The 22,744-nt window shown below is 59.8% G+C and carries 25 protein-coding genes; 16 read left to right on the top strand and 9 right to left on the bottom strand.

The window, feature by feature from the left end:
• Positions 1-6 precede the first annotated feature (6 nt).
• A complete protein-coding gene (locus tag ACTG36_RS00475; RefSeq protein WP_375279378.1) occupies positions 7-1,224 on the bottom strand; it encodes an NAD(P)/FAD-dependent oxidoreductase in 1,218 nt (405 codons plus the stop codon).
• Between the two features lie 148 nt (positions 1,225-1,372).
• Between ACTG36_RS00475 and ACTG36_RS00470 the strand changes: the two genes are divergently transcribed.
• Positions 1,373-2,380 carry an extracellular solute-binding protein gene (locus ACTG36_RS00470; RefSeq protein WP_375279377.1) on the top strand — a complete coding sequence of 336 codons (1,008 nt, stop codon included), beginning with the start codon at positions 1,373-1,375 and terminating at the stop codon, positions 2,378-2,380.
• Between the two features lie 65 nt (positions 2,381-2,445).
• Here ACTG36_RS00470 and ACTG36_RS00465 read toward each other — a convergent pair whose 3' ends face one another.
• Entirely contained in the window at positions 2,446-4,116 is a 1,671-nt protein-coding gene (locus ACTG36_RS00465) for an ABC transporter permease (protein ID WP_375279677.1), read from the bottom strand.
• A gap of 120 nt (positions 4,117-4,236) precedes the next feature.
• Between ACTG36_RS00465 and ACTG36_RS00460 the strand changes: the two genes are divergently transcribed.
• Positions 4,237-5,412, top strand: coding sequence for an MFS transporter (locus tag ACTG36_RS00460; protein WP_375279376.1), 1,176 nt, complete (start codon positions 4,237-4,239; stop codon positions 5,410-5,412).
• 81 nt (positions 5,413-5,493) lie between these two features.
• A complete protein-coding gene (locus ACTG36_RS00455; protein WP_375279375.1) occupies positions 5,494-6,516 on the top strand; it encodes an aspartate-semialdehyde dehydrogenase in 1,023 nt (340 codons plus the stop codon).
• A 65-nt stretch (positions 6,517-6,581) separates the two neighbouring features.
• On the opposite strand, the gene ACTG36_RS00450 is transcribed toward ACTG36_RS00455, so the two are convergent.
• From ACTG36_RS00450 to ACTG36_RS00435, 4 genes are all read right to left on the bottom strand, one after another.
• Positions 6,582-7,487, bottom strand: a complete 906-nt coding sequence (locus tag ACTG36_RS00450; RefSeq protein WP_439141181.1) for a hypothetical protein — start codon at positions 7,485-7,487, stop codon at positions 6,582-6,584.
• A 128-nt stretch (positions 7,488-7,615) separates the two neighbouring features.
• Complete coding sequence (locus ACTG36_RS00445; RefSeq protein WP_375279373.1) at positions 7,616-7,927, bottom strand: P-II family nitrogen regulator; 312 nt, start codon at positions 7,925-7,927, stop codon at positions 7,616-7,618.
• A 1-nt stretch (position 7,928) separates the two neighbouring features.
• Positions 7,929-8,906, bottom strand: a complete 978-nt coding sequence (locus tag ACTG36_RS00440) for a sodium-dependent bicarbonate transport family permease (RefSeq protein WP_439141179.1) — start codon at positions 8,904-8,906, stop codon at positions 7,929-7,931.
• A 66-nt stretch (positions 8,907-8,972) separates the two neighbouring features.
• A complete protein-coding gene (locus ACTG36_RS00435) occupies positions 8,973-9,620 on the bottom strand; it encodes a carbonic anhydrase (RefSeq protein ID WP_375279371.1) in 648 nt (215 codons plus the stop codon).
• A gap of 139 nt (positions 9,621-9,759) precedes the next feature.
• Between ACTG36_RS00435 and ACTG36_RS00430 the strand changes: the two genes are divergently transcribed.
• The 3 genes from ACTG36_RS00430 to ACTG36_RS00420 are packed head-to-tail and all read left to right on the top strand — an operon-like array spanning position 9,760 to position 12,425.
• The gene (locus tag ACTG36_RS00430) at positions 9,760-10,161 is read left to right on the top strand and encodes a hypothetical protein (RefSeq protein WP_375279370.1); all 402 of its coding nucleotides are present in this window, start codon (positions 9,760-9,762) and stop codon (positions 10,159-10,161) included.
• Positions 10,162-10,221: 60 nt separating this feature from the next.
• Positions 10,222-11,601, top strand: a complete 1,380-nt coding sequence (locus ACTG36_RS00425) for a leucyl aminopeptidase family protein (RefSeq protein ID WP_375279369.1) — start codon at positions 10,222-10,224, stop codon at positions 11,599-11,601.
• A complete protein-coding gene (locus ACTG36_RS00420; RefSeq protein ID WP_375279368.1) occupies positions 11,598-12,425 on the top strand; it encodes a C40 family peptidase in 828 nt (275 codons plus the stop codon). Before ACTG36_RS00425 ends, ACTG36_RS00420 begins: the two co-directional genes overlap by 4 nt.
• Here the strand turns inward: ACTG36_RS00420 and ACTG36_RS00415 are convergent.
• The gene (locus tag ACTG36_RS00415; RefSeq protein ID WP_375279367.1) at positions 12,422-12,757 is read right to left on the bottom strand and encodes a DUF2794 domain-containing protein; all 336 of its coding nucleotides are present in this window, start codon (positions 12,755-12,757) and stop codon (positions 12,422-12,424) included. The two genes, ACTG36_RS00420 and ACTG36_RS00415, sit on opposite strands and share 4 nt — an antisense overlap.
• A gap of 179 nt (positions 12,758-12,936) precedes the next feature.
• A complete protein-coding gene (locus ACTG36_RS00410; protein WP_375279366.1) occupies positions 12,937-13,227 on the bottom strand; it encodes an I78 family peptidase inhibitor in 291 nt (96 codons plus the stop codon).
• A gap of 95 nt (positions 13,228-13,322) precedes the next feature.
• Between ACTG36_RS00410 and ACTG36_RS00405 the strand changes: the two genes are divergently transcribed.
• Both ACTG36_RS00405 and ACTG36_RS00400 read left to right on the top strand, forming a co-directional pair.
• A complete protein-coding gene (locus tag ACTG36_RS00405) occupies positions 13,323-14,435 on the top strand; it encodes an S-(hydroxymethyl)glutathione dehydrogenase/class III alcohol dehydrogenase (RefSeq protein ID WP_375279365.1) in 1,113 nt (370 codons plus the stop codon).
• A complete protein-coding gene (locus ACTG36_RS00400; RefSeq protein WP_439141174.1) occupies positions 14,432-15,469 on the top strand; it encodes a serine hydrolase domain-containing protein in 1,038 nt (345 codons plus the stop codon). Before ACTG36_RS00405 ends, ACTG36_RS00400 begins: the two co-directional genes overlap by 4 nt.
• Here ACTG36_RS00400 and ACTG36_RS00395 read toward each other — a convergent pair.
• Positions 15,457-16,074: a TetR/AcrR family transcriptional regulator gene (locus tag ACTG36_RS00395; protein ID WP_375279363.1), complete on the bottom strand. Its 618-nt coding sequence runs from the start codon at positions 16,072-16,074 to the stop codon at positions 15,457-15,459. The two genes, ACTG36_RS00400 and ACTG36_RS00395, sit on opposite strands and share 13 nt — an antisense overlap.
• A gap of 139 nt (positions 16,075-16,213) precedes the next feature.
• On the opposite strand from ACTG36_RS00395, the gene mbfA reads away from it, so the two are divergent.
• From mbfA to ACTG36_RS00355, 8 genes are all read left to right on the top strand, one after another.
• Entirely contained in the window at positions 16,214-17,191 is a 978-nt protein-coding gene (gene mbfA, locus ACTG36_RS00390) for an iron exporter MbfA (protein ID WP_375279362.1), read from the top strand.
• A 39-nt stretch (positions 17,192-17,230) separates the two neighbouring features.
• Entirely contained in the window at positions 17,231-18,157 is a 927-nt protein-coding gene (locus tag ACTG36_RS00385; RefSeq protein WP_375279361.1) for an AEC family transporter, read from the top strand.
• Between the two features lie 9 nt (positions 18,158-18,166).
• Complete coding sequence (locus ACTG36_RS00380; RefSeq protein WP_375279360.1) at positions 18,167-18,865, top strand: nitroreductase family protein; 699 nt, start codon at positions 18,167-18,169, stop codon at positions 18,863-18,865.
• Positions 18,865-19,692 carry an S-formylglutathione hydrolase gene (gene fghA, locus ACTG36_RS00375; RefSeq protein ID WP_375279359.1) on the top strand — a complete coding sequence of 276 codons (828 nt, stop codon included), beginning with the start codon at positions 18,865-18,867 and terminating at the stop codon, positions 19,690-19,692. The genes ACTG36_RS00380 and fghA overlap by 1 nt, the downstream gene beginning before the upstream one ends.
• A gap of 70 nt (positions 19,693-19,762) precedes the next feature.
• The gene (locus ACTG36_RS00370) at positions 19,763-20,209 is read left to right on the top strand and encodes a YaiI/YqxD family protein (RefSeq protein ID WP_375279358.1); all 447 of its coding nucleotides are present in this window, start codon (positions 19,763-19,765) and stop codon (positions 20,207-20,209) included.
• Between the two features lie 48 nt (positions 20,210-20,257).
• Positions 20,258-20,878: an HAD family hydrolase gene (locus ACTG36_RS00365; RefSeq protein ID WP_375279357.1), complete on the top strand. Its 621-nt coding sequence runs from the start codon at positions 20,258-20,260 to the stop codon at positions 20,876-20,878.
• The gene (locus tag ACTG36_RS00360) at positions 20,875-21,792 is read left to right on the top strand and encodes an ornithine cyclodeaminase family protein (protein WP_375279356.1); all 918 of its coding nucleotides are present in this window, start codon (positions 20,875-20,877) and stop codon (positions 21,790-21,792) included. Before ACTG36_RS00365 ends, ACTG36_RS00360 begins: the two co-directional genes overlap by 4 nt.
• Positions 21,789-22,730 carry an alpha/beta fold hydrolase gene (locus ACTG36_RS00355; RefSeq protein ID WP_375279355.1) on the top strand — a complete coding sequence of 314 codons (942 nt, stop codon included), beginning with the start codon at positions 21,789-21,791 and terminating at the stop codon, positions 22,728-22,730. The genes ACTG36_RS00360 and ACTG36_RS00355 overlap by 4 nt, the downstream gene beginning before the upstream one ends.
• Positions 22,731-22,744: the final 14 nt, after the last annotated feature.

Genomic DNA, 22,744 nt, shown 5'->3' with positions numbered 1-22,744 from the left:
GGGCGATCAGATCACGGCCTTTTCGCCAAAGGGTTCGCCCTTGGCGATCCGGTCAAACCCGAACGGGCTAAGGTCAAGGGTCCGGTATGCGCCGTAGACCAACATCTCGGCCGCGCCGCGACCCATGGCAGGGGATTGCTGCAGCCCGTGGCCGGAAAATCCGTTGAGGAAGTGGAAATTCGTGATCTCCGGATGGGGGCCATGGATGGCATTGTGATCAAAGGTGTTGAAATCATAGTGACCGGCCCATTCGGTGATGACCTTGATTGCCTCGAACTGGGGGATGCGGGTCGCGATGGTGGGCCAGATGTGGTTTTCCCAAAGCCCGTGATCCATGTTGAAATCGTCAAAATCCACCGCTGGGTCGACCTCTGCATGTCCGCCCGCCAGATAGGTCTGCGGCCCGTCTTGGCGGACGTGTACGCCTGAGGGATCAATCGTCAGCGGCAGGTCACGGTCCAAGGGGTGTTCGGCGGAAAAGATCCAGGTAAAGCGTTTGCGCGGCTCCACCGGAATGTCGATGCCCGCCATCGCAGCCGTCTTGGCCCCGCGTGGGCCAGTGGCGTTGACGACCTGACCACAGGCAATGACGTCACCTGACGCGAGCGTCACACTGTCAACCGCGTTGCCAGAGACCGACAGGCTGACGACCTCACCCGCCAGATATTCAACCCCGCGTTCGCGCGCGGACCTACGCCACCAGTCAAAAACGGTGCCGCCGTCCCAATATCCTTCATCCACAAGGTTGATGGACCCCAGCAAAACGTCGTCGACATTGTAGAACGGGTAGGCAGCCTTGATCTGATCCGGGGTCATCAGCTGGGTCGCGGCACCTGCCTTTGCCTGCACCGCATGGGACGCGCGCAGCTGATCCGCGAAGGCATCGGTGTCCGCCAAATACATATAGCCGTAGCTTTGGATCGACAGATCAGGCACACGTGGGTCATTGCCCATGAAGCCTTTGAACCCCTTGATGAACTCCGCCCCGAATTGGGAAATCTGGACGTTCAGCGGGTTGCTGAACTGTTGGCGGATGCACGAATTGGTATGGGCCGTCGCGCATTTTTCATAAGTCGGGTCCCGTTCGATAACCAGGACCGTGCCATCGAAATCCGGATTGTCAGTCAAAAACCACGCCACGGCCGACCCGTAGATCGCGCCGCCGATGATCACCACATCATAGCTTTGGCGGCTGGGTATTGTTGTGAATGTCGACTTTGCCATTTTGCGATCCTCCTGCGTCTGAACAGGGCGGACAGTCTGCTTTGGGTCAAGTGAAATTAAATCCGATAAAATTTGTCAGAAATGCTTGACCGGCTCTGCACGGCCGAGTATCCGACAAAAGAAGTCAGATTTAGATGGAGCATCAAACATGACACGCCTGACCCTTTCCGCCCTGTTGCTTGCGACCGCAGCACCCGCCTTTGCCGAAGGTGAATTGAACCTCTATTCCTCGCGGCACTACGACACCGATGAACGTCTGTATTCCGACTTTGAGGATATGACCGGCATCACAATCAACCGCATCGAAGGCAACGCCGACGAACTGGTCGCCCGGATGGAGGCCGAAGGCCGCAATTCACCTGCCGACATTTTGCTGACCGTCGACACCTCCCGTCTGGAACGGGCCAAAGACGTGGGCATCCTGCAAGCAGTGGACAGCGACATCCTTGAAGATCGCATCCCGGCCAACCTGCAAGACAGCGACAACCAGTGGTTCGGGTTTTCCCAGCGTGCGCGCGTGATCTTTTTTGACAAGGCCGATGTCAGCAACCCGCCGTCCAGCTATCTGGATCTGGCCGATCCGGCTTACGAAGGCATGATCTGCATCCGGTCCTCAACCAACACCTACAACCAGACACTTCTGGCCTCGATCATCGAAAACCACGGCGAAGACGTGGCACGGATGTGGGCCGAAGGCGTGGTTGCCAACATGGCACGTGCGCCACAGGGTGGTGACACGGACCAGTTGCGCGGGATCGTATCCGGCGAATGTGAGATTTCGGTCAGCAACTCTTACTACTTTTCCCGCGCCATCCGCAAAGACATCGACGGCCTGTCAGACAGCATCGACATGGTGGGCCTCCAGTGGCCGTCGCAAGGCGCAGAAGGTGCGCATATGAACCTGTCCGGCGCCGGTGTTGCCGCAAACGCGCCGAACCGTGACAACGCGGTGGCGTTCCTCGAATACCTCGCCTCTGATCAGGCGCAGCAATACTTCTCAGCCGGGAACGATGAATACCCAGCCGTAGAAGGTGTCGTGCTGAGCGAGGAAGTCGCATCTTTGGGTGAATTTCAGGCCGATGACGTGGATCTGTCTGCAGTGGCCAAGCAACTGCCCCTCGCGTTGACGATCTTCAACGATGTCGGTTGGGAATAAATTCTAATCTACGAAGACCAGAAGGGCGCGGCGAAAGCTGCGCCCTTTCTCTATTCGCGGTCCACTTATGCGTCGTGCCGCGCGACCCTGCGGCACAGCAGGATGACAGGCAGCAACCCAATGGCCCCGATGGCAAGGCTGGGCACCGCTGCCCCAGACAGGCGTTCATCAGATGCCAATCGAAACGCCTGTACAGCCAACGTGTCGAAATTAAACGGTCGCATGATCAAGGTTGCGGGCAGTTCCTTCATCACATCCACAAAGACGATCAGCGCAGCGGTCAGAAGGCTCGGCGTCAGGAGCGGCACATGCACCCGCCGGATGGTGCCCACCGACGATTGCCCCAAGACCCGTGATGCGGCGTCGATATTGCGGCTGACGGCGGCAATCCCGCCTTCATAGGCCCCCAAGGCGGCGGCCAGAAACCGGATCATATAGGCCCCGATCAACAGCCAGATGGACCCGGTGAACAACAGTCCGGTGGACACATCAAAGGTGTCGCGCATGAAGCTGTCCAGCGCGTTGTCAAAGGCCGCAAAGGGCACGATCAGGCCAACGGCAATCACACCGCCGGGCACCGCATATCCCACCCGCGCGATATACAACGCCCCCGATGCCGCCGCCGTATTGCGCAGCCGTGCAAAGCTGCCCAAAAGAACGGCCACAAAGACTGTCACACCGGCCGCGATCCCCGCAAGGGTCAGTGAATTGGTGATGAATTTCAGGTAGCGCGGGCTGAGAAGGTCCTGTTCAGACCCGACCGCCATGAAGCTGAGGGCGATCACCGGAATGATCACGCCAAACAACACCGGCAGACCACATAACACAAAGGCCCCCACCTTTGCGCCGCCGCGCAACGGAATCCGTGCGATGATGTCTTGGCGCTTGCCATTTGAAAACCGCGCGCGGCCTCTGTTGGACCTTTCCAACATCGCGAGCAGCAGGGCAAAGGCCAGCAAGCCAAGGGACAGCTGCGCCGCAGCCCCCCTGTCGGCCATGGAAAACCAGCTGGTGTAGATGCCGGTCGCAAAGGTCTGGACGCCGAAATAGGACACGGTGCCGAAATCCGCGATGGTCTCCATCATCGTGAGCAAAACACCAGCGGCGATGGCAGGGCGGGCCAGTGGCAAGGATACCGTCAGGAAGGCAGAGGTCGGCGATTTGCCCAAGGACCGTGCCGCTAGAAACGTCGTGGCGCTTTGCCCAAGGAACGCCGCACGGGCGAGGAGGTAGACATAAGGATAAAGCACCAACGACAGCATCGCCGCCGCCCCGCCAAGGCTGCGGATTTCAGGGAACCAATAATCGCGCGGCCCCCATCCCGTCAGATTGCGCAACAGTGTTTGCACGATGCCCGGATGATCCAGCACATGGGTGTAGGCATAGGCCAGCACATAGGCGGGAAAGGCCAGCGGAATCACCAGCGCAATTTCCATCCACCTGCGTCCCGGAAAGTCGCACATCGTGACCAGCCAAGCGGCCACAGTGCCGATCAGAAAGGTCGCCGTGCCAACAATCACCACAAGGGCCAGCGTATTGCCCGTGTAGCGCCACAAAACAGTCTCCGCCAAATGGCGCAACGTCTCCGTATCGCCAGTCACCGACGCCAAGAGCACGGCCAGATGCGGCAGCAGGAGAAAGGCCGCGACCGCGAAGGCCAAGGCGGCAATGGCTTTGTCTGCGAAAAACCACGGGGGCCGGTCCGGCTGGGTGTGATGTTGGACGCTGTCGGTCATATCAGCGCGATAGCTGATCTGGGGCCGCACGTCCATCTATGGCTTATCGTTTTGGTCAGGAATGAGGCGACTTGCGTTTACATGTCGCACCATGCCACCTGATGGCCAAGGGGGGATACCATGCGCATTGGTCTGATCTGTTTGGTGCTGGGCTATGTCCTCAGCCAGTTTTATCGTGCCTTTCTGGCCGTTCTGACCCCCGCGCTTGAGGCCGATCTGGGGGCGACCTCGGCTGATCTGGCCTTTGCGTCCGGTCTTTGGTTTCTGGTCTTTGCCGCCATGCAAATCCCCGTGGGGGAGGCGCTGGACCGCATCGGGCCGCGCATCACGGCAGTGACGCTTTTCGCGGTCGGCGGGGCAGGGGGTGCGATGTTGTTCGCCGTGGCGCAGACGCCTGCGCATATCACATGGGCGATGGCGCTTATCGGGGTGGGGTGTTCACCTGTCCTGATGGCCGCCTACTACATTTTCGCCAAGATGTATCCGGCAGCGATGTTTTCGACTTTGGCCGGCGCGATGATCGGCTTTGGCAGTTTGGGCAATCTTGCCAGCTCCGCACCCATGGCATGGGCCGTCGACGCGCTGGGCTGGCGTGAAACGATGGTGGCCTTGGCCGTGCTGACCTTGCTTGTCTCGGTCGCTTTGTGGCTGACGGTCAAAGACCCGCCCAAGACGACAGGTGACGCGCCCAAAGGGTCGGTTCTGGACCTTCTCAAGATCAGGGCGCTGTGGCTGATTTTTCCAATGATGTTCGTGAACTACGCCCCCGCTGCAGGCATTCGCGGCCTTTGGGTGGGGCCCTATGGGGCGGAGCAGTTCGGCGCGGACACCGCGCTGATTGGCACCGTGACATTGGTCATGGGGTTGGCGATGATCGCGGGTAATTTTCTGTATGGACCGGCGGACCGTTGGCTGGGCACCCGCAAATGGGTGGTCTTTGGGGGGAACGGTTTGGGCGCGCTGGGCTGTTTCGCCTTGGTGGTGATGCCCGGCGATGCCTCCATCTGGACGGCCACTGCCTTTTTGTCCTTGATCGGCTTTGCGGGCGGGTCGTTCCCTGTCCTGATCGCCCACGCACGGCCCTTCTTCCCGGAACATTTGACCGGCCGTGGTGTCACGCTGCTGAACCTTTTCGGGATCGGCGGCGTCGGCATCATGCAGATTGTCACCGGTCGGCTGTTCGAAGGGTGGGAGGCCACGGCGCACGATCCCTTCAGATCGTTGTTCTTGTTTTATGGTGTGCTGATCTGTTGCGGCCTTGCCCTTTATGCCTTCAGCCAAGATAGAACCGATTAGACCCCCTTTTGTTTGTGGCGCCCAGCCGCTAAGACGCGCGGGCCTCACCATAGGGGTGAGTCTTAAAAAGGAACCAAGCAGATGGGCTATAAAGTCGTCGTATGTGGTGCCACGGGCAACGTGGGCCGCGAAATGCTCAACATTCTGGCCGAGCGCCAGTTCCCAGCGGATGAGGTTGTCGCACTGGCTTCCCGCAAATCCATGGGCACGGAAGTGACATTTGGCGACACGATCCTGAAAACGAAAGACTTGGATACCTTTGATTTCACAGGCTACGACATCGCGTTCTTCGCGGTCGGGTCCGATGCCACCAAGAAATACGCCCCCGTGGCCGCCAAGGCCGGTTGCGTTGTCATCGATAACTCGTCTCTCTATCGCTACGACCCCGATGTGCCGCTCGTCGTGCCAGAGGTGAACCCCGAAGCCGTCGAAGGCTACGCCAAGAAAAACATCATCGCGAACCCGAACTGTTCGACAGCCCAGATGGTTGTGGCGCTCAAGCCGCTGCACGACCGCGCCAAGATCAAGCGCGTCGTTGTGTCGACATACCAGTCCGTGTCCGGCACCGGCAAAGACGCCGTGGATGAGCTGTGGAACCAGACCAAAGGGGTCTACGTTCCGGGCCAAGAGGTTGAACCGTCGGTCTACCCCAAGCAGATCGCCTTCAACGTGATCCCGCACATCGATGTGTTCATGGAAGACGGATCCACCAAGGAAGAGTGGAAGATGGTCGCGGAGACGAAGAAGATCGTCGACCCGTCGATCAAGGTCACGGCCACCTGTGTTCGTGTGCCCGTGTTCGTCGGCCATTCCGAAGCGATCAACATCGAATTCGAAGACTTCCTCGACGAAGACGAAGCCCGCGACATCCTGCGGGAGGCCCCGGGCATCATGGTGATCGACAAGCGTGAAAGCGGCGGCTACGTGACGCCTGTTGAATGTGTCGGCGATTTCGCCACCTTCATCAGCCGCATCCGTCAGGACAGCACGATTGAAAACGGTCTGAACCTGTGGTGCGTGTCCGACAACCTGCGCAAAGGGGCGGCCCTGAACGCAGTGCAGATTGCCGAAACACTGGGCGCACGGGTCCTGAAAAAGGGCTGATATCCGGCGTAAGAGTTTGAATGCGCCCGCGGGTCCGACACAGGATTCGCGGGCGTTTTCGTATTTTACAGACGGTTGTTGATCGCCGCGGCATTGTGGATCACGGCGTTGAGCGCCCCAATCGCAGCCTCCGCATTGGGTTGGGCTGGATCAATGTCGATATAGCGGGCAAGGCCAAGGTTGGACCGGATCCCCAGATCAACAGCGATCGGATCGTTGTCGACCTCGGACAGCAGCACATTGGCCGTGTTGGCCATATTGTTGGCGGCCTCGGCCATATGCGCGGCCTCGTCTTCGTTGTCGGTCGCGGATGCGACGGCGCGCAGGCTGTCGGCCAGATGGGACAGTGCGGCGATGTGGGCGAAGGCTTCGACATTGGTGTCGAGATCGCCCACCTTTGCGACCACTGCGACCTCCTTGGCAGGCATGGCGGGTGCTGCGGCTTTGGCGGTGGACCACGGCGTATTGCCCAAGGTTTCTACGGTCACAGCCGCGTCAAATTCTTTGGTCCAGAATTGGCAGAAATACTGCTGTCCACCGCCCACAAGCCACCAGCCGTCGATGGTCTTGTTGTCGTCGGTCAGAGCGGGTTGCGATTCAATCTCCCCGAACCACGTCTGTAATGTGCAGTCCTCTTTGACGGTCAGCTGCGCCACGTGCGTGCCTGCGTTCCACGCGGGTTCCACCGCGTTCGTGGCGCGCCAATCGCCTTCGGTGTCGTCCTTGGCGGGCGGTTCTGGCGCCCAGAACCCACCCTTTGCTTTGGCTTTGTTTTTGCCGCCGAACACGCGGTACAGTTTGTCGCCTGCGTTCAGGGTCATCGCATGAACGGGACGGGCCGCCGAATAGGTCACTGTTTGACTGGGGGCGAGGGTGAAATACCCGTCCTCCTTCAATTCGATACTGCGCATTCCGATCAGCAGCATCGGGTCTTTCTGGGCACCGGGAAATGGTGGTGTGTCCGTTGTCATGTCGTGTCCTTTCAAATCGCGTCTCTAAATCATCGGCAGAGTTAACCTGCGCAAAACCTAGAAAACTGTGATCTGGGACACAGACAGCAGCCCGGGTCGGGAAATCCCGACCCTTCTTTTGGGGCAGGCTAGAACCTTTCTGCCCGCAGAACCTCGACGTCGGTGATGGTGACAACGCCGATGTGTTTGTCGACGACTTCAAACGCGGCCTCTAGCAGGCCATCAAGGCGTTCTTCGCGGATGATGCACACGACCTGCACCATGCCCGATGCGCGGCTGATCTGTCCCTCACGGGACCACGCACCCGACCGGCCAGACCCGCCCAAAACGGGCAGAATGGAATAGCCCGTAACGCCTGCCTTTTCCAAGGTATCGGTCAGACGTTTTTGCATGATGGCTTCGATCGTGATGACGACCCGCTTGGCTTTGTGGGTTTGCATGTCAGCCCCCTGTCACGGCTTGGCTGACCGCCACATAAAGCGGGATGCCAATGGTTAGGTTGAAGGGGAAGGTCACCCCCAAAGAAAGTGTCAGATACACCGACGGGTTGGCCTCAGGCAGGGCCACACGCATTGCGGCGGGAACAGCGATGTAACTGGCCGAGGCCGACAGCACCATCAGCAAAGCGACCCCGCCCGGCGACAGCCCGATCAACAGCGCCGCACCAAGCCCGATCATGCTGCCCACGACCGGCATGATAATCCCGAACGCCACAGCGCCCATGTTCAATACCCCGCGCGATTCTCGCAATCCACGTCCCGCGACCAGACCCATGTCCAAAAGGAACAGGCACAACACACCCGTAAACGGTGCCACGATGAAGCTAGAGATTGATGCAAGCCCCTCAGCGCCGGTCACAGCCCCGATGAAGAACGACCCGACGAGCAACACGATGGACCCGTTAAGCATGATTTCCCGCATCAATTCGCCATCCATCCGGCGGCCCGACCCGCCTGTGGACACCAGCCAAAGTGCCGACAGGATCGCGGGGGCCTCCATCACGGCGGCGACGGCAACCATGTAGCCCTCGGATGCAATGGCACGGCCTTCAAGGACGGACGTCGCGGCCACAAACGTCACGATAGAAATAGACCCGTAGTGGCCGGCCACAGCTGCCGCATCGACCCTGCTGAGGTTGGTCAGAACTTGCAGGAGCAAAAAGGCGACAAACGGCAAAACGGCAGATAGGACCAAACCCGCCCCGAGCGAGGCGATCAACGTGCCATCCAGCCCGTTGGCGGCGACGGCAGCGCCGCCTTTGAACCCGATGGCGAACAACAGATAGATAGAAAGCGCCTTTGCCGCTGCCTCCGGCACGCTCAGGTCGGACCGGCCCAAGGCAGCCGCCAATCCCAAGACGAACGACAATATGACAGGGGACAACAGGTTGGTTACTGCCAGATCAAGGATATCAGTCATAGAAACCTCCGATGATCGCTGTTGCGCCCTTTTCTATGAGGGGTGACGTGGCGGCAAGGCCAAACCTTAGACGGTCGTAAAGGTCCGCGTCTCGGGGTGGAATTGCTGCAGGGCACCGCTGGAAATATCGACCCAAAGCCCGTGCAGCGACAGCCGCCCGGCTTCCATGTTTTCGGTCACATAGGGAAAGGTCATCAGATTGCGCATCGATGTCAGAACGGAGCTTTGTTCCAGCTGATGAATGCGTTCTGCATCGTCGCCTTCGGGCAGGGCCTCATACGCGGGGCGCAAAATGTCCATCCAGCGCCCGATGAAGCTGTCTTTCTCTTCCAGCTCAGGCGCTTTGCCTGAACACATGTCATAGCAGCCCTGAACGCCACCGCAGCGCGAATGGCCCAGAACGATCAGGTGATTGATTTTCAACGCTTTTACGGCGTATTCCACGGCTGCTGATGTGCCATGGTGATGGCCGTCTGGGTTATGGGGCGGGACGAGATTGGCGATGTTGCGGTGGACGAAAAACTCACCCTGATCGGCCCCGAAGATCGGTTCCACATGTACACGGCTGTCGCAGCACGAAATCACCATGCAGCGCGGGTGCTGGCCGTCTTCGGCAAGATGCTGATACCAGCCTTTGTTTTCCTCGTAGGTGGTGGCCTTCCAACCGTGATAGCGGCGCACCAGATATTCGGGCAACAAGCGGGCAGTTGGCATGGGGTCGGTCCTTCGTGATTTAGCTGCCTCCTTTTATTCGATTTTTCATGAATTTCGAGTGATTTATGCCGCCGCCGATAAACCTATTAGCAATCTTATCTGCTTAGGGCTGCGCACGGGGCCAAAAGGAGTGGATCAGATGGATCATCAAAACCAACAAGGCGCAGCGGTCGTCGCGCAATTGATACCCAAGGAATCCTTTGGGCAGGACGTTCGGGCTTTGTCGCCTTTCGGGATGGATGGCGATGAATTTGACCACAGCGATGTGATCTGCGCTGGGCTTGAAGAATTGTCGCGCCATCTGCGCTGGCTTGATGATGACTATCAGTCGGGGCAATTTGACCGGCTGGAAACCCGCGCGCGCAGCATTGTTTTGTTGGCCGACCAGTTGGGATTGCGGCGTATGGGGCAGGTAGCGGCAGATGTCGTCTACTGCATCGACGACCCGGATGAAGTTGCCCTGACAGCCACCCTGTCACGTTTGATGCGTTTGATGACCCAAGCCTTGGATCACGCTGCGGGTCCAATTTCCACCTATTGATGCGTGGCCCTCGCGCGGGCCTTGGTCTAGGGTTTGATCTAATCCAAAACCAGAGGCCCCATGTCCCCTACTTTCGCCCCCCCGACATCTGAAGCTATCCCCCTTATCGCCGTTGCATCGGAGGACCTAGATGCCACGCTGAAATCCGTGCCCAAAGCGACCTCGGCCTGGTTGGCGGCCAACGGGTTTAAGGCTGCGATGGGGGCCGTTTGCATGGTGCCCGATGGGAACGGCGGGTTTGGCGAAGCCTTCGTCGGTTTGGGTCCGCAGGGACAGACCCGCCACCGGTTTGTTTTGGCGGCAGGTGCCGCAAAACTGCCCGGGGGGGTGTATCACCTGAAATCGGACCTCAGCGGGCCTGCCTTGGATGAGGCGGCCTTGGGTCTGTTGTTGTCCAGCTACCGGTTTGACCGATACAAATCCCAACCCGCAGCAGCGGCGTCTTTCGTCGCCCCCGCCGGTGTCGATGCACAGCGGGTTGAGGCGATCGCCGCAGGTGAATGTCTGACCCGCGATCTGATCAACACGCCCGCGTCCGATATGGGCCCACAAGAGCTGTCCGATGCGGCAGAAACCCTCGCCCAAACCCATGGCGCGACGTTCAGCATGATCGAAGGCGATGACCTTTTGGCGCAGAACCTGCCGCTGATCCACACGGTGGGACGCGCGTCATCCCGTGCGCCGCGGCTGATCGACATGACGTGGGGGTCGACCGGCCCCAAGCTGACCTTGGTTGGCAAGGGCGTGGTCTTTGATACAGGCGGTCTAAACCTGAAACCCGGTGCCTCTATGGGGTTGATGAAAAAGGATATGGGCGGGGCGGCCAATGTCCTTGGCCTCGCGCATATGATTATGGCTCTCAACGTGCCGGTGCAGTTGCGCGTCCTTATCCCTGCCGTTGAAAATTCTGTTGATGGCTCTGCCTTCCGGCCCGGCGATGTTTTGACCAGCCGCAAGGGACCGACGGTTGAGATCAACAATACCGATGCCGAAGGTCGTCTGGTACTGGCCGACGCTTTGGCCTTGGCAGAGGAAGGCAAGCCCGATCACATCGTTTCAATGGCGACCCTCACGGGGGCTGCGCGGGTGGCTGTCGGGCCTGATCTTGCGCCGTTCTACACCACCGATCACGCTATGGCGCGTGCGCTTCCGCAAGCCGCCGCTGAGGTCGCGGACCCTGTCTGGCAAATGCCGTTCCACGACCCCTACGAGGCGATGATTGAGCCGCAGATTGCCGACCTCGACAATGCGCCAGCGGGTGGGTTTGCGGGGTCCATCACCGCAGCGCTGTTCCTGCGCCGCTTTGTGACGGACACGCCCTACACGCATTTTGACATCTACGGCTGGAACCCCGTAGCCGCCCCCGCACGGCCCAAGGGCGGTGCCTGCCAAGGTGCGCGCGCGTTGCTTGCCGCCCTGCCCGATGTGTTGGGCCTGTGACCGACCGCAGGCTAACCCCCGCCAACGGACGCGTGGCCGCCGCCCACCTGAAGGGCCGCGTCACGGCTGACGCCTTCGTCGTAGGAGAGGCGGCCAGCGTTGGACAGAGTGTCGTTGATCTTTGCGCAACACCGGCGGGTAAACGGGACCGGCAATTGCTGATGGGCGCGGCTGTCACTGTTTACGAAAGACGCGACGGCTGGGCCTTTGTGCAGGCCAAAAAGGATGGCTATGTCGGCTACCTGCGCGAAGCGGCGCTGGGCGCGGCCAGTACGCCAACCCACCGCGTCGGGACCTTGGCCACGCATGCCTATGACACCGAAAGCTTCAAATCCGCCGATCTGGTTCATCTGTCCTTCGGGTCCGAAGTGACCGTGATCGATGAACGTCACAAGATGTTTGAAACAAACCTTGGGTTCATCCCCAAAAAACACCTGCGGCCCCTCAGCCAGACGTTTTCTGACCCCGCCACGGTGGCGCAGTTGTTCTTTGGCACGCCTTACCTTTGGGGTGGCAATTCATCACGCGGCATCGATTGTTCAGGTATCGTGCAGGCCGCCTATTTGGCCAGCGGTCATGCCTGCGCGGGTGACAGCGATTTGCAGCGGGAGGGCTTTGGGATGCCGCTGGCGGCGGATGCGACCCTGCAGCGGGGCGATCTGATCTTTTGGAAAGGTCACGTGGCCATGATGGTGGATGCGGAAACCATGATCCATGCCAATGCCCACCATATGGCGGTGGTCTATGAAGGTTTGGCGCAGGCCACGCTGCGGATCAAGGCGCAGGGCGATGGGGATATCCTTGCGCGCAAACGGTTGGTCTAGTCGACGGCGCGGATCAGTTTGCGTTCCAGTACCCGCAGCACCTGTCGCAGGTCGTTCCCGCGTTTGAGGATCTGACCCTCCATTCCCAACACCACGTATTGCCCTTGCTTCATCCGCAAGGCGGGGCGTTTTTCGATCCGGTACATGGGATGTTCGGCTGTGCGCCGGAACACCGAAAACACAGCCACGTCCTTGAGGTGGGAAATGCCGTAGTCCCGCCACTCCCCCGCCGCGACGAACCGACCATAAAGCGACAGGATCATGTTCAGTTCGGTGCGATGAAAAGCCACCTGCGCAGGGGCTTTCCCGGGGAAGGGGGTGGGCGCGTTCATGATGTCAGAGTTGCGCCGATTTCCCAGCAAATCAACCCGCGGCGGCAATTCTGTCCAAAATGGTCACGCGCCCATCCAACGGATGCCACATTTGCCCTGCAAATCGGTCCCATCGTAAGTCCCTCGGGCGCATCTATTAGCCCCCACCCAGTGGTGCGTCCGAGGTGACTTCGGTGATCTCAATTACATGATACAGACAGGATCCGGTTGTCCGCACCGATGTTGAAATTGATCCGGTCTGGGCGGAAATCCATCGTGACAGCCTGACCGGGGCGGATGACGCGCACGGGGCCCATGATTAAGACACGTTCAAGCGCGGTTGCGTCTTGCCCTACCAAATTCACGTGACGGCCTGCGTTGCAGGTGTCCGCGCCCGCGGCAGGCACGGGCGGCAAAGTTGGTCTTTGCGGTGCGGGTTCCGCACAGGCGGCAAGGACCACAAACGGGGCAAGCATCAGAATATGTTTCATGGCCCCACTATCCTCCAGCGGTGATTGTGACGCAACGGGGATTGCATGGCGCCGCCGTTTCCCACAGGTTAGCCGCAAATATAGGAGGACACATCATGCGTACACGCGCCGCCGTAGCCATCCAAGCGGGCAAACCCCTTGAAGTGATGGAGGTCAATCTGGACGGTCCCCGCGAAGGGGAAGTTCTGGTTGAAATCAAAGCGACCGGCATTTGCCACACGGACGAATTCACCCTGTCGGGCGCGGACCCTGAAGGGCTGTTTCCGGCCATTCTGGGGCATGAGGGCGCGGGCGTTGTTGTGGATGTGGGCCCTGGCGTGACGACGCTGAAGAAGGGGGATCATGTCATCCCCCTCTACACCCCCGAATGTCGCGAGTGTGAATATTGTCTGAACCCCAAAACCAATCTGTGTCAGTCGATCCGCAGCACCCAAGGTCAGGGCCTGATGCCCGACGGGTCATCACGGTTCACAACCCTCGATGGGGACCCGATCCTGCATTACATGGGCTGTTCGACCTTTGCGAACCATACCGTGGTGCCAGAAATTGCGCTGGCCAAGGTCCGCGAAGATGCGCCCTTTGATAAGATTTGCTACATCGGCTGCGGTGTGACGACCGGCATCGGTGCGGTCATCAACACCGCCAAAGTCGAAATCGGCAGCCGCGCGATTGTCTTTGGCCTTGGGGGCATTGGCCTGAACGTCATCCAAGGGCTGCGTTTGGCCGGTGCTGACCAGATCGTCGGCGTTGATCTGAACCCGTCCAAGGTCGAGATGGCGACGCGGTTCGGCATGACCGACTTTGTGAACCCAAAGGATGTGGACGGCGATATGGTGGCCCATCTGGTGGCACTCACCAAGGGCGGGGCAGATTATACCTTTGACGCCACCGGCAACGTAGACGTCATGCGCACGGCGCTGGAATCCGCGCACAAAGGTTGGGGCGAAAGCATTATCATCGGGGTGGCGCCAGCGGGTGCTGAGATCAGCACGCGTCCGTTCCAGTTGGTCACAGGGCGCAGCTGGCGCGGCACGGCCTTTGGCGGGGCGCGGGGCCGGACAGATGTGCCGCAGATCGTCGATTGGTACATGGACGGCAAGATTGAGATCGATCCAATGATCACCCACACCATGGGTCTGGATGACATCAACAAAGGCTTTGATCTGATGCATAAGGGTGAAAGTATCCGGTCGGTCGTCCTCTATTGATCGCGGTCCTTGATAAACTGGCCCGGTCTGTTCAGCAGTCCGGGCCTTTTGCGTTTTGTGGCGTCGGCGTATCCCGTGGCGGCCCGCCCGCCTTTGCCACCGCCTGCGCCGACGGCGTGACCGCCGACGAAAAGACGCTGTTCCGTGTCGCGTCAGTGTCCAAGATCGTCACCGCCGCCGCATTTGAAGTCGCGGCAGGGGCCGCGGGGCTGGATCGCCCCTATGCGGTCGACGCGGGGGAGATACTCGGCCTTGATCTGCGCCATCCGCAGTTCCCCGACACAGCGGTGACTTTGGGCATGTTGATGACCCACACATCGGGTCTGTCGGATGCACATGGATACGGGTTTGATGGTACGCTGGCTGAGGGGTGGACGGCGGCCACGGCCTTTGGTCCGCACGCGCCGGGGTCGTTCTTTGAATATTCCAATCTTGGCTACATCTTGTTGGCCGCCGCAGCCGAGGTTGTGTCGGGGCAGCGTTTTGATCTGTTGGTCGCGGACGTTCTGTCGCCCCATGGGATCGAGGCTGGCTTTAATTGGGCGGGCCTGACTGACGCGCCATCTGTGCCGACCTTCCGTCGGGACGGGCCGGAGTTTGTGGCAATGATCGATGCCCCTCCTGATGAAGCGCGCATCGGTGAAAGCTATATACTTGGCCAACACACGGCACGGTTTTCGCCCCAAGGTGGGTTGCGGATGTCCCTTCAGGGCATGTTAACGCTGGCGATCGCCGGTGCGGGCGTTGCGCGCAGGCCCCTATGGCGACAGACCGACGGCCCCGGTGTCTACGAAAACGGCCTGTTCCAAGACTACGGCGCAGGCGAACAAATTCTGCCCGATCCGCCGTTCTATCCCCGCCCGCTGGTTGGTCACTTTGGCAATGCCTATGGGTTCAACGGGGGCGTGTGGTGGGATGCTGAGGCTGATCTGTGCTTCGCCTATGCCCTCAACGGGGTGCCCATGGGTGAGGAAAGCGATGCTTTGTCAACGGCTGAGCTGGCGATTTTCGAGGCCGTGGCTCAGCTGCCGTAGCGGGCCATGAACGTTTCAACCGCGCCGTCAACGATGCGCTTTTTCTGCGCGTCGTCAAAAGATGTGTCCATGCAGAACACCAGACGCGGGAACAGGTCAGCCTTGCACAATTCACCGAATTGGTCAGCCGCCAGCGGCAAATCATCAATCACCAATTGCCCCCGCGTGATACCGGCTTCCATGAATTCGATCATCCGCTGGCGGGCCAAGGCCGGGCCGCTTTCGTAAAACTCCCGTCCCAATTCGGGGAATCGGTCACTTTCGGCCACGCACAGGCGGAAGACTCGTTGGCCAAAATCAGACGTGAAAAAACACACCATTTGCCACGCAGCCTCGGTCAGGATTGTGCGCACATCCTGATCCATGCTGACGGTGTCAAATGCCTCTTCGGCCTGCCGCAAGCATTCCGCTTTGGCGACTTCCATGAACAGCAGGCGCTTGTCGGGAAAGTAGGAATATAACGTCGCCTTGGACACGCCTGCGGCGCGCGCGATGTCATCGACGCTTGCGCCTTCGAACCCGTCGGACATGAAAATATCCGTGGCCCCGGCCAGCACCTGATCGAATTTGCGCCCACGTTTGACCGTAGGTTGTCCGTCTGCCATGCGTCTCTCCCTGATCCGGTATCTTAAACTGGTCCGTTCAGTATGGACAAGTCAGGTAGGGTGACATCGATGCGATACAAGGTGCTTGATCCTTGCCAAAGCTCGCTTACATTAGAAACATTCTAAAATGAGGTACGTCATGATCCCCGGAGTATCCCACCGCCGCCGCTTTGCCGATCTGACCGAGCAAGAGGTCATCGCCCTTGCGATTTCGTCGGAGGAGGACGATGCCCGCATTTACCGCACCTACGCTGACCGGATGCGTGCGGATTATCCTGCGTCGGCCTCAGTTTTTGCGGCGATGGCCGCAGAGGAGGACGAACACCGGCGCCGTTTGATTGACCTTCATCAAGCGCGGTTCGGGGAGGTGATCCCCCTGATCCGGCGAGAACATGTGGCGGGCTTTTATGCACGTCGTCCGGTTTGGCTTATCGAAAACCTCGGCCTTGACCGGATGCGGGACGAAGCGCGCCAGATGGAGCGTGACGCCCAGCGGTTTTATGAAGCCGCCGCCGCGCGCACGTCGGACGCTGCCACACGTGCCTTGCTGGGCGATCTGGCCGCAGCAGAAGCGGGCCATTCCGACAAAGCCGACGCCTTGATGGACGCCACGGTCACGCCGGACGTTGATCGCGATGAAAAGGACGCGGCCCACCGTCAGTTTGTTTTGACATGGGTCCAGCCTGGATTGGCAGGGTTGATGGACGGGTCGGTTTCGACCCTCGCCCCGATTTTTGCCACGGCCTTTGCGACACAAGACACTTGGACGACCTTCTTGGTCGGCCTCGCGGCCTCTGTCGGGGCGGGTATTTCCATGGGGTTCACCGAAGCCGCCAGTGACGACGGACAGATTTCCGGACGCGGATCGCCTGTGAAACGGGGCTTTGCATCGGGTGTGATGACCACCTTGGGCGGGTTGGGGCATGCGTTGCCCTACCTGATCACCGATTTCTGGACGGCGACCGTCATCGCAATCGCTGTTGTGTTTGTTGAACTTTGGGCGATTGCGTGGATTCAGAACCGCTACATGCAAACGCCTTTCTTTCGTGCAGCCCTTCAGGTCGTGGTGGGTGGCGCGCTGGTTTTGGGCGTGGGTATTTTGATCGGCAGCGGTTAGCGGCTTTAGTACGTGGCCTGAGGGTGCTAACCCTAAGTCATGTGGGACATTTTTCTTCAGACGCTGCCGTTTTTTGCCCTGATCGGGCTGGGCTATGGCGCGGGGCGCACGGGCTTTTTCACGCCTGAGGCGACGGCCTATCTGACGAAATTCGTCTTTTACTTCGCGCTGTCGGCCATGTTGTTCCGGTTTTCGGCCAACCTGTCGCTGGCGGCGATTTTCGATCTGCCGTTTGTGCTGGCCTATCTGTGGGGTACGCTGTTCGTGTACCTGTTGGCCACCGGCGTGGCGTTGATCCGCAAACGCGGGATTGAGGAAGCAGCCGTTGAGGCGCAATGCGCGGTCATCGGCAATGTCGGCTTCTTGGGTATTCCGATGTTGGTGTTGTTGCTGGGCGAAGGTGCGATTGGACCTGTGATGTTGGTCTTGGCCGTGGACCTGATCGTTTTTGGGTCGCTCATCGTGATCCTGATCACCGGGTCCCGCGACGGGCGCATGTCCTTGGGCGTGCTGCGAACCGTGGGGCTGGGTTTGCTGAAAAACCCGATGATCGTTTCGATCTCGCTGGGGTTGATCGTTTCTGGCCTTGGCCTGCCGATCCCCAAACCGGCAAATGAATTTCTGTCCATCCTCGGGGCCGCTGCGACGCCGGGTGCATTGTTTGCGATCGGGGCCTCGCTGGCCACCAAGTCTGCGGAAAAGGTTGCCGTTGCGGGCTGGCTGTCCTTTGCCAAGCTGGTGTTGCATCCGGCGGCTGTCGCTTTTGCCGCCTTGGTGATGCTGCCCGTCGATCCTTATGCCGCCGGTGTGATGATTGCTGCTGCGGCCTTGCCCGTGGCGGGAAATGTCTACATCTTGGCGCAGCATTACGGGGTCGCGCCTGCGCGCGTCTCCGCCTCCATTCTCATTTCGACAGCGGCAAGTGTTGTGACTGTCTCTGTCGTGATTGCCGCCGTCAGCCTGTAGGACACGACCATGACCGATCAATCCCCTCCAACCTATCAGGCGCTGCCCTTGCCCGACCGTGCCGATTACGACGATGCGCAAATGCAGGCCGAGGCCGAGCGGTTCTATGACCACGTCCGCACCCGCCATTCCATCCGCGATTATATCGACCGTCCCGTGCCCCGCGCCGTGATTGAGGCCTGTGTAAAGGCCGCAGGCACAGCCCCCAGTGGGGCCAACCAGCAGCCGTGGCATTTCGTGGCGATCAGTGACCCGGCCATGAAAGCGCGCATTCGCAAGGCGGCTGAGGACGAAGAACAGAAATTCTACGGCGGCGGCGGGGGCGATGCGTGGCTCAAGGCGCTTGAACCCATCGGCACCGATGCCTCCAAACCGCACCTCGATATCGCCCCTTGGCTCATCGTGATTTTTGCCCAACGCTGGGGCATGCGCGACGGGGAACGGGTGAAGCATTACTATGTGCCCGAAAGCGTAGGGATCGCCACGGGCATGTTGATCACCGCCCTGCACACCGCTGGGCTGTCGTGTCTGACACACACACCCAATCCGATGAAGTTTCTGAATGAGCTTTGTGACAGGCCCGAGAACGAAAAGCCGATCATGATCTTGGCCGTGGGTCACCCCGCAGACAGTGCGACAGTTCCTGCCGTTGCCAAACAGAAGAAACCTCTGGATGAAATCATGACCACCTATGATGGGACCGCCTGATGGAAACCGTATCCGAAAACACCTGTTTTGGCGGCACCCAAGGTGTCTACAAACACGCATCAACCGCCACCGGCACCGACATGACCTTTGGCCTGTTCCTACCCGCCGAAGCGCAGGATGGCCCCGTGCCACTGTTGTGGTTTTTGTCGGGCCTGACCTGCACCCATGAAAACGCCATGACCAAAGCAGGCGCACAGGCCTGGGCGGCGGATCAGGGTATCGCACTTGTGTTTCCCGACACCTCCCCCCGTGGTGAGGGCGTCCCCAATGACGACGCCTATGATCTGGGCCAAGGCGCGGGGTTCTACATCGACGCAACCGAGGCACCGTGGTCCGAGCATTACAAAATGTGGACCTATGTGGCCGAAGAACTGCCCGCGCTGTTGGGCGCGAATTTCGCGCTCGATATGGATCGACAGTCGATCACCGGCCATTCCATGGGCGGGCACGGGGCGTTGACAATGGCCATGGCGCTGAAGGGCCGGTTCCGGTCTGTGTCCGCCTTTGCACCGATCTGCAACCCGACGGTCAGCGATTGGGGCCGCAAACAATTCGCGGCCTATTGGGGGGATGAGGCGAATTGGGGTCCACATGACGCGGCGCTGCTGATGCAAGGCGGGGGGTTCGACGGCCCGATGTTGATTGATACGGGAACGGACGATCAATTCTGGGACCTGCTGGGCACCGAGGCTTTCGCGGGTGCTTTTGCCGCCGCCAAACAAGACGGCCAAGTGCGCCTGCAAAAGGGCTATGATCACAGCTATTTCTTTATCTCGACCTTTATGGAAGACCACGTGAATTTCCACGCAGAGGCTCTATGGCGGTAAATCGGCCCGACCCGGTGCCGTGCACCGAACCGCGCCTCCGGGTCGTGCAACGCACGGGTCGGAGGCGCCTGTGATCTATGTCGATGCAGATGCCTGCCCCGTGAAGGCGGAGGTCGAAAAGGTCGGCACCCGTCACGGTGTGCAGATGTTCATCGTGTCCAATGGCGGTCTGCGACCGTCACAGAACCCGCTGGTCGACACCGTGATCGTGCCGGATGGGCCGGACGTGGCCGATATGTGGATCGCGGACCGCGCGAAGGCGGGCGACATTGTCATCACCGGTGACATTCCCTTGGCCGCCAAATGTGTTGAGGCTGGTGCGCGGGTTCTCAAGCACAACGGTGAGGCCCTGACGGCGGCGAATATTGGCAACGTTTTGGCCACCCGTGACCTGATGGCCGACATCCGCGCGGCAGACCCGTTTCGCACAGGCGGCGGGCGCGCCTTTTCCAAAGCCGACAGGTCGCGGTTTCTGGATGCGCTTGAACGTGAACTCAGGGCGGCCAAACGTCTTTGACATTTGCGTAAACCTGATACTCTGACCCAAATATAAAAGGCTGTAGATATGGGCGTGCGCGCTGTTGTTTTTGACATTGGGAATGTGCTGATCGAATGGCAGCCCGAACGGTTTTATGATGCCGCAATCGGCCCCGACCGGCGCAAGGCATTCTTTGCCGCGATTGATTTGCACGCCATGAACGACCGCGTGGATCAAGGACAGAATTTTGAGGCCGTGATCCGCGAAACGGCCCAAGCCAACCCTGATTGGGCGGACGAGGTGATGATGTGGCATGACCGGTGGATCGACATGGCCGCCCCCGTGATTGATTATTCCGTCCGTATTCTGCGGGCGCTCCGACGGGCGGAGGTGCCGGTGTTTGCCCTGTCCAATTTCGGCATCGAAACCTTTGACATTGGCGTGCGGGAATATCCGTTCCTCGAAGAATTCGACCGGCGCTATATCTCCGGCCATATGGGCGTCACCAAACCGGACGCGCGCATTTACGAAATGGTTGAGGCCGATTGCGGCGTACCTGCGGATGGATTGCTTTTTGCGGATGACCGGCAGGAAAACCTTGATGCTGCCGCCGCGCGGGGCTGGCAGGTGCATTTATTCGAAACCCCGCAGGGGTGGGAGGACCGCCTGATTGCCGAAGGACTTTTGACGAAAGAGGCCATGACATGACGGTGATGATCCCGTTTGAAGACGGCCAAAAGGGCCTCGATTGGCTTCAGCTGACCGATGCGCTGGCAGCAGGTCACGACTTGCCCAAGGGCAAGGTTGAGGACGTGTTTTTGTACCGCGATCCGGACACGTTGCTGAACCGCTCTGCCTGGATTGACGGGATGGGGCTGGCGATCAAATGCGCCACGATTTTCCCGCAGAACCGGACGTCCGGTCAGCCGATGATCCATGGTGCTGTGAACCTGTTTTCTGATGCGAATGGCCAGCTTGAGGCGATCCTCGATTTCCACCTTGTCACCAAGTGGAAGACCGCAGGCGACAGCCTTTTGGCCGCACGCCGTTTGGCGCGCCCGGACAGCAGACGTATTTTGATTGTGGGCGCGGGCACAGTTGGGCGGTCCTTGTGGCAGGCCTATGGGGCAGCTTTTCCGCAGGCTGAGTTTACCGTTTGGAACCGATCTGCTGCGGGCGCTCAGGCCTTTGCGCGTGATTGCCCCGGCGTGTCCATTGCCGATGATCTGGAGGTCGCCGTCAAAGCCGCAGACATCGTGACCTCTGCCACGATGACGACGGAGCCAGTGTTGAAAGGCGCGTGGTTCCAGCCCGGTCAACACATTGATCTGATCGGCGCCTACCGCCCCGATATGCGTGAGGTCGACGATGACGCCTTGCTGCGGGCACGGGTCTTTGTGGACAGTTTCGACACCACCCTTGGGCACATCGGCGAACTCAAGATCCCACTCTCGACGGGGGCGATCACCAAGGATCACGTATTGGCCGACTACTATGATGTGGCGTCATTCAAACGCACGTCGGACGCGGATATCACCTTGTTCAAAAATGGCGGCGGCGCGCATCTGGACCTGATGACCAGCCGCTACATCCTCGATGTCTGGAAAGGGCGGCAGGCATGATGGGCTGGTTGATCCCCTTAATCGTGCTGGCCGGTTTGGCCGCATTGCCGTGGTTGGCCGAAAGCAGGCGGCACGGGGCCGATGCGTTTCGCGCCAAAGCGCCAGGACGGTTTGCCAAGCTCACGGATGGGGTCACACACTATCAATGGCTGGGGGCAGGGCGCGGGCCTGTGGTGGTCTGTGTCCATGGTCTGTCTACCCCCAGTCCGGTCTGGTACGCGCTTGCCACGGGGATGGGGCAGCTTGGATTTCGGGTGTTGATCTATGATCTTTACGGGCGTGGTTTTTCGGATGCGCCACGGGGGCGGCAAGACACGAGGTTCTTTGTGCGGCAACTCAAAGACCTAATGGATCATCAAAAGCTGACAGAAGATGTGACTGTCATCGGCTATTCCATGGGCGGGTCGATTGCGACGGCCTTTGCCGCACAATACCCCAGCCATGTGCGCCGCCTGATCTTGCTGGCCAGTGGGGGCGTTTGGCTGCGTGAGGATCGTTTGACCGAATGGGCCCGCAGCATTCCGGTGCTGGGGGATTGGTTGCATCATGTGGTCGTCGCCCGCCGGGACCGTCGCGCGCTCCGCCAGCAGTTGGGCGACAGTTTCGACATCAAGGGAATTATCGAACTGCAGCTTGCCGAATATGAAAGCCGCGGGTTTTTGCGGTCGGTCTTGTCAAGTCGACGCAACGCTTTGGCGGAACGTCTTGAAGATGCGCATCGGACCATCGGCCGTGAGGGAATCCCCGTTGTCGGGCTATGGGCCGAACATGATGCGGTTATCCCCCTCAAATCCTTGGGCACGTTGACCCAGTGGAACCGGTCCGTCCGGCAAGAGGTCATCACCAACGCCGATCACCGGTTCCCCTACACCCATGCAGCGGAGGCGACCGAAATTCTGGCGTCGGTCCTGCGCGAAGACCTCGGCCGTGGTGTGTAAACAGCGCTGAACCC

The sequence above is a fragment of the Pseudooctadecabacter sp. genome, from assembly GCF_965657175.1.
GTDB lineage: Bacteria > Pseudomonadota > Alphaproteobacteria > Rhodobacterales > Rhodobacteraceae > Octadecabacter.
This window is presented reverse-complemented; position numbering and strand designations above follow the sequence as displayed.

What these genes read in the sequence shown, in the direction of transcription:
- ACTG36_RS00475 (WP_375279378.1), bottom strand. Translation starts at nt 1,224, where the DNA reads ATGGCAAAGTCGACATTCACAACAATACCCAGCCGCCAAAGCTATGAT.
- ACTG36_RS00470 (WP_375279377.1), top strand. Translation starts at nt 1,373, where the DNA reads ATGACACGCCTGACCCTTTCCGCCCTGTTGCTTGCGACCGCAGCACCC.
- ACTG36_RS00465 (WP_375279677.1), bottom strand. Translation starts at nt 4,116, where the DNA reads ATGACCGACAGCGTCCAACATCACACCCAGCCGGACCGGCCCCCGTGG.
- ACTG36_RS00460 (WP_375279376.1), top strand. Translation starts at nt 4,237, where the DNA reads ATGCGCATTGGTCTGATCTGTTTGGTGCTGGGCTATGTCCTCAGCCAG.
- ACTG36_RS00455 (WP_375279375.1), top strand. Translation starts at nt 5,494, where the DNA reads ATGGGCTATAAAGTCGTCGTATGTGGTGCCACGGGCAACGTGGGCCGC.
- ACTG36_RS00450 (WP_439141181.1), bottom strand. Translation starts at nt 7,487, where the DNA reads ATGACAACGGACACACCACCATTTCCCGGTGCCCAGAAAGACCCGATG.
- ACTG36_RS00445 (WP_375279373.1), bottom strand. Translation starts at nt 7,927, where the DNA reads ATGCAAACCCACAAAGCCAAGCGGGTCGTCATCACGATCGAAGCCATC.
- ACTG36_RS00440 (WP_439141179.1), bottom strand. Translation starts at nt 8,906, where the DNA reads ATGACTGATATCCTTGATCTGGCAGTAACCAACCTGTTGTCCCCTGTC.
- ACTG36_RS00435 (WP_375279371.1), bottom strand. Translation starts at nt 9,620, where the DNA reads ATGCCAACTGCCCGCTTGTTGCCCGAATATCTGGTGCGCCGCTATCAC.
- ACTG36_RS00430 (WP_375279370.1), top strand. Translation starts at nt 9,760, where the DNA reads ATGGATCATCAAAACCAACAAGGCGCAGCGGTCGTCGCGCAATTGATA.
- ACTG36_RS00425 (WP_375279369.1), top strand. Translation starts at nt 10,222, where the DNA reads ATGTCCCCTACTTTCGCCCCCCCGACATCTGAAGCTATCCCCCTTATC.
- ACTG36_RS00415 (WP_375279367.1), bottom strand. Translation starts at nt 12,757, where the DNA reads ATGAACGCGCCCACCCCCTTCCCCGGGAAAGCCCCTGCGCAGGTGGCT.
- ACTG36_RS00410 (WP_375279366.1), bottom strand. Translation starts at nt 13,227, where the DNA reads ATGAAACATATTCTGATGCTTGCCCCGTTTGTGGTCCTTGCCGCCTGT.
- ACTG36_RS00405 (WP_375279365.1), top strand. Translation starts at nt 13,323, where the DNA reads ATGCGTACACGCGCCGCCGTAGCCATCCAAGCGGGCAAACCCCTTGAA.
- ACTG36_RS00395 (WP_375279363.1), bottom strand. Translation starts at nt 16,074, where the DNA reads ATGGCAGACGGACAACCTACGGTCAAACGTGGGCGCAAATTCGATCAG.
- mbfA (WP_375279362.1), top strand. Translation starts at nt 16,214, where the DNA reads ATGATCCCCGGAGTATCCCACCGCCGCCGCTTTGCCGATCTGACCGAG.
- ACTG36_RS00385 (WP_375279361.1), top strand. Translation starts at nt 17,231, where the DNA reads ATGTGGGACATTTTTCTTCAGACGCTGCCGTTTTTTGCCCTGATCGGG.
- ACTG36_RS00380 (WP_375279360.1), top strand. Translation starts at nt 18,167, where the DNA reads ATGACCGATCAATCCCCTCCAACCTATCAGGCGCTGCCCTTGCCCGAC.
- fghA (WP_375279359.1), top strand. Translation starts at nt 18,865, where the DNA reads ATGGAAACCGTATCCGAAAACACCTGTTTTGGCGGCACCCAAGGTGTC.
- ACTG36_RS00365 (WP_375279357.1), top strand. Translation starts at nt 20,258, where the DNA reads ATGGGCGTGCGCGCTGTTGTTTTTGACATTGGGAATGTGCTGATCGAA.
- ACTG36_RS00360 (WP_375279356.1), top strand. Translation starts at nt 20,875, where the DNA reads ATGACGGTGATGATCCCGTTTGAAGACGGCCAAAAGGGCCTCGATTGG.
- ACTG36_RS00355 (WP_375279355.1), top strand. Translation starts at nt 21,789, where the DNA reads ATGATGGGCTGGTTGATCCCCTTAATCGTGCTGGCCGGTTTGGCCGCA.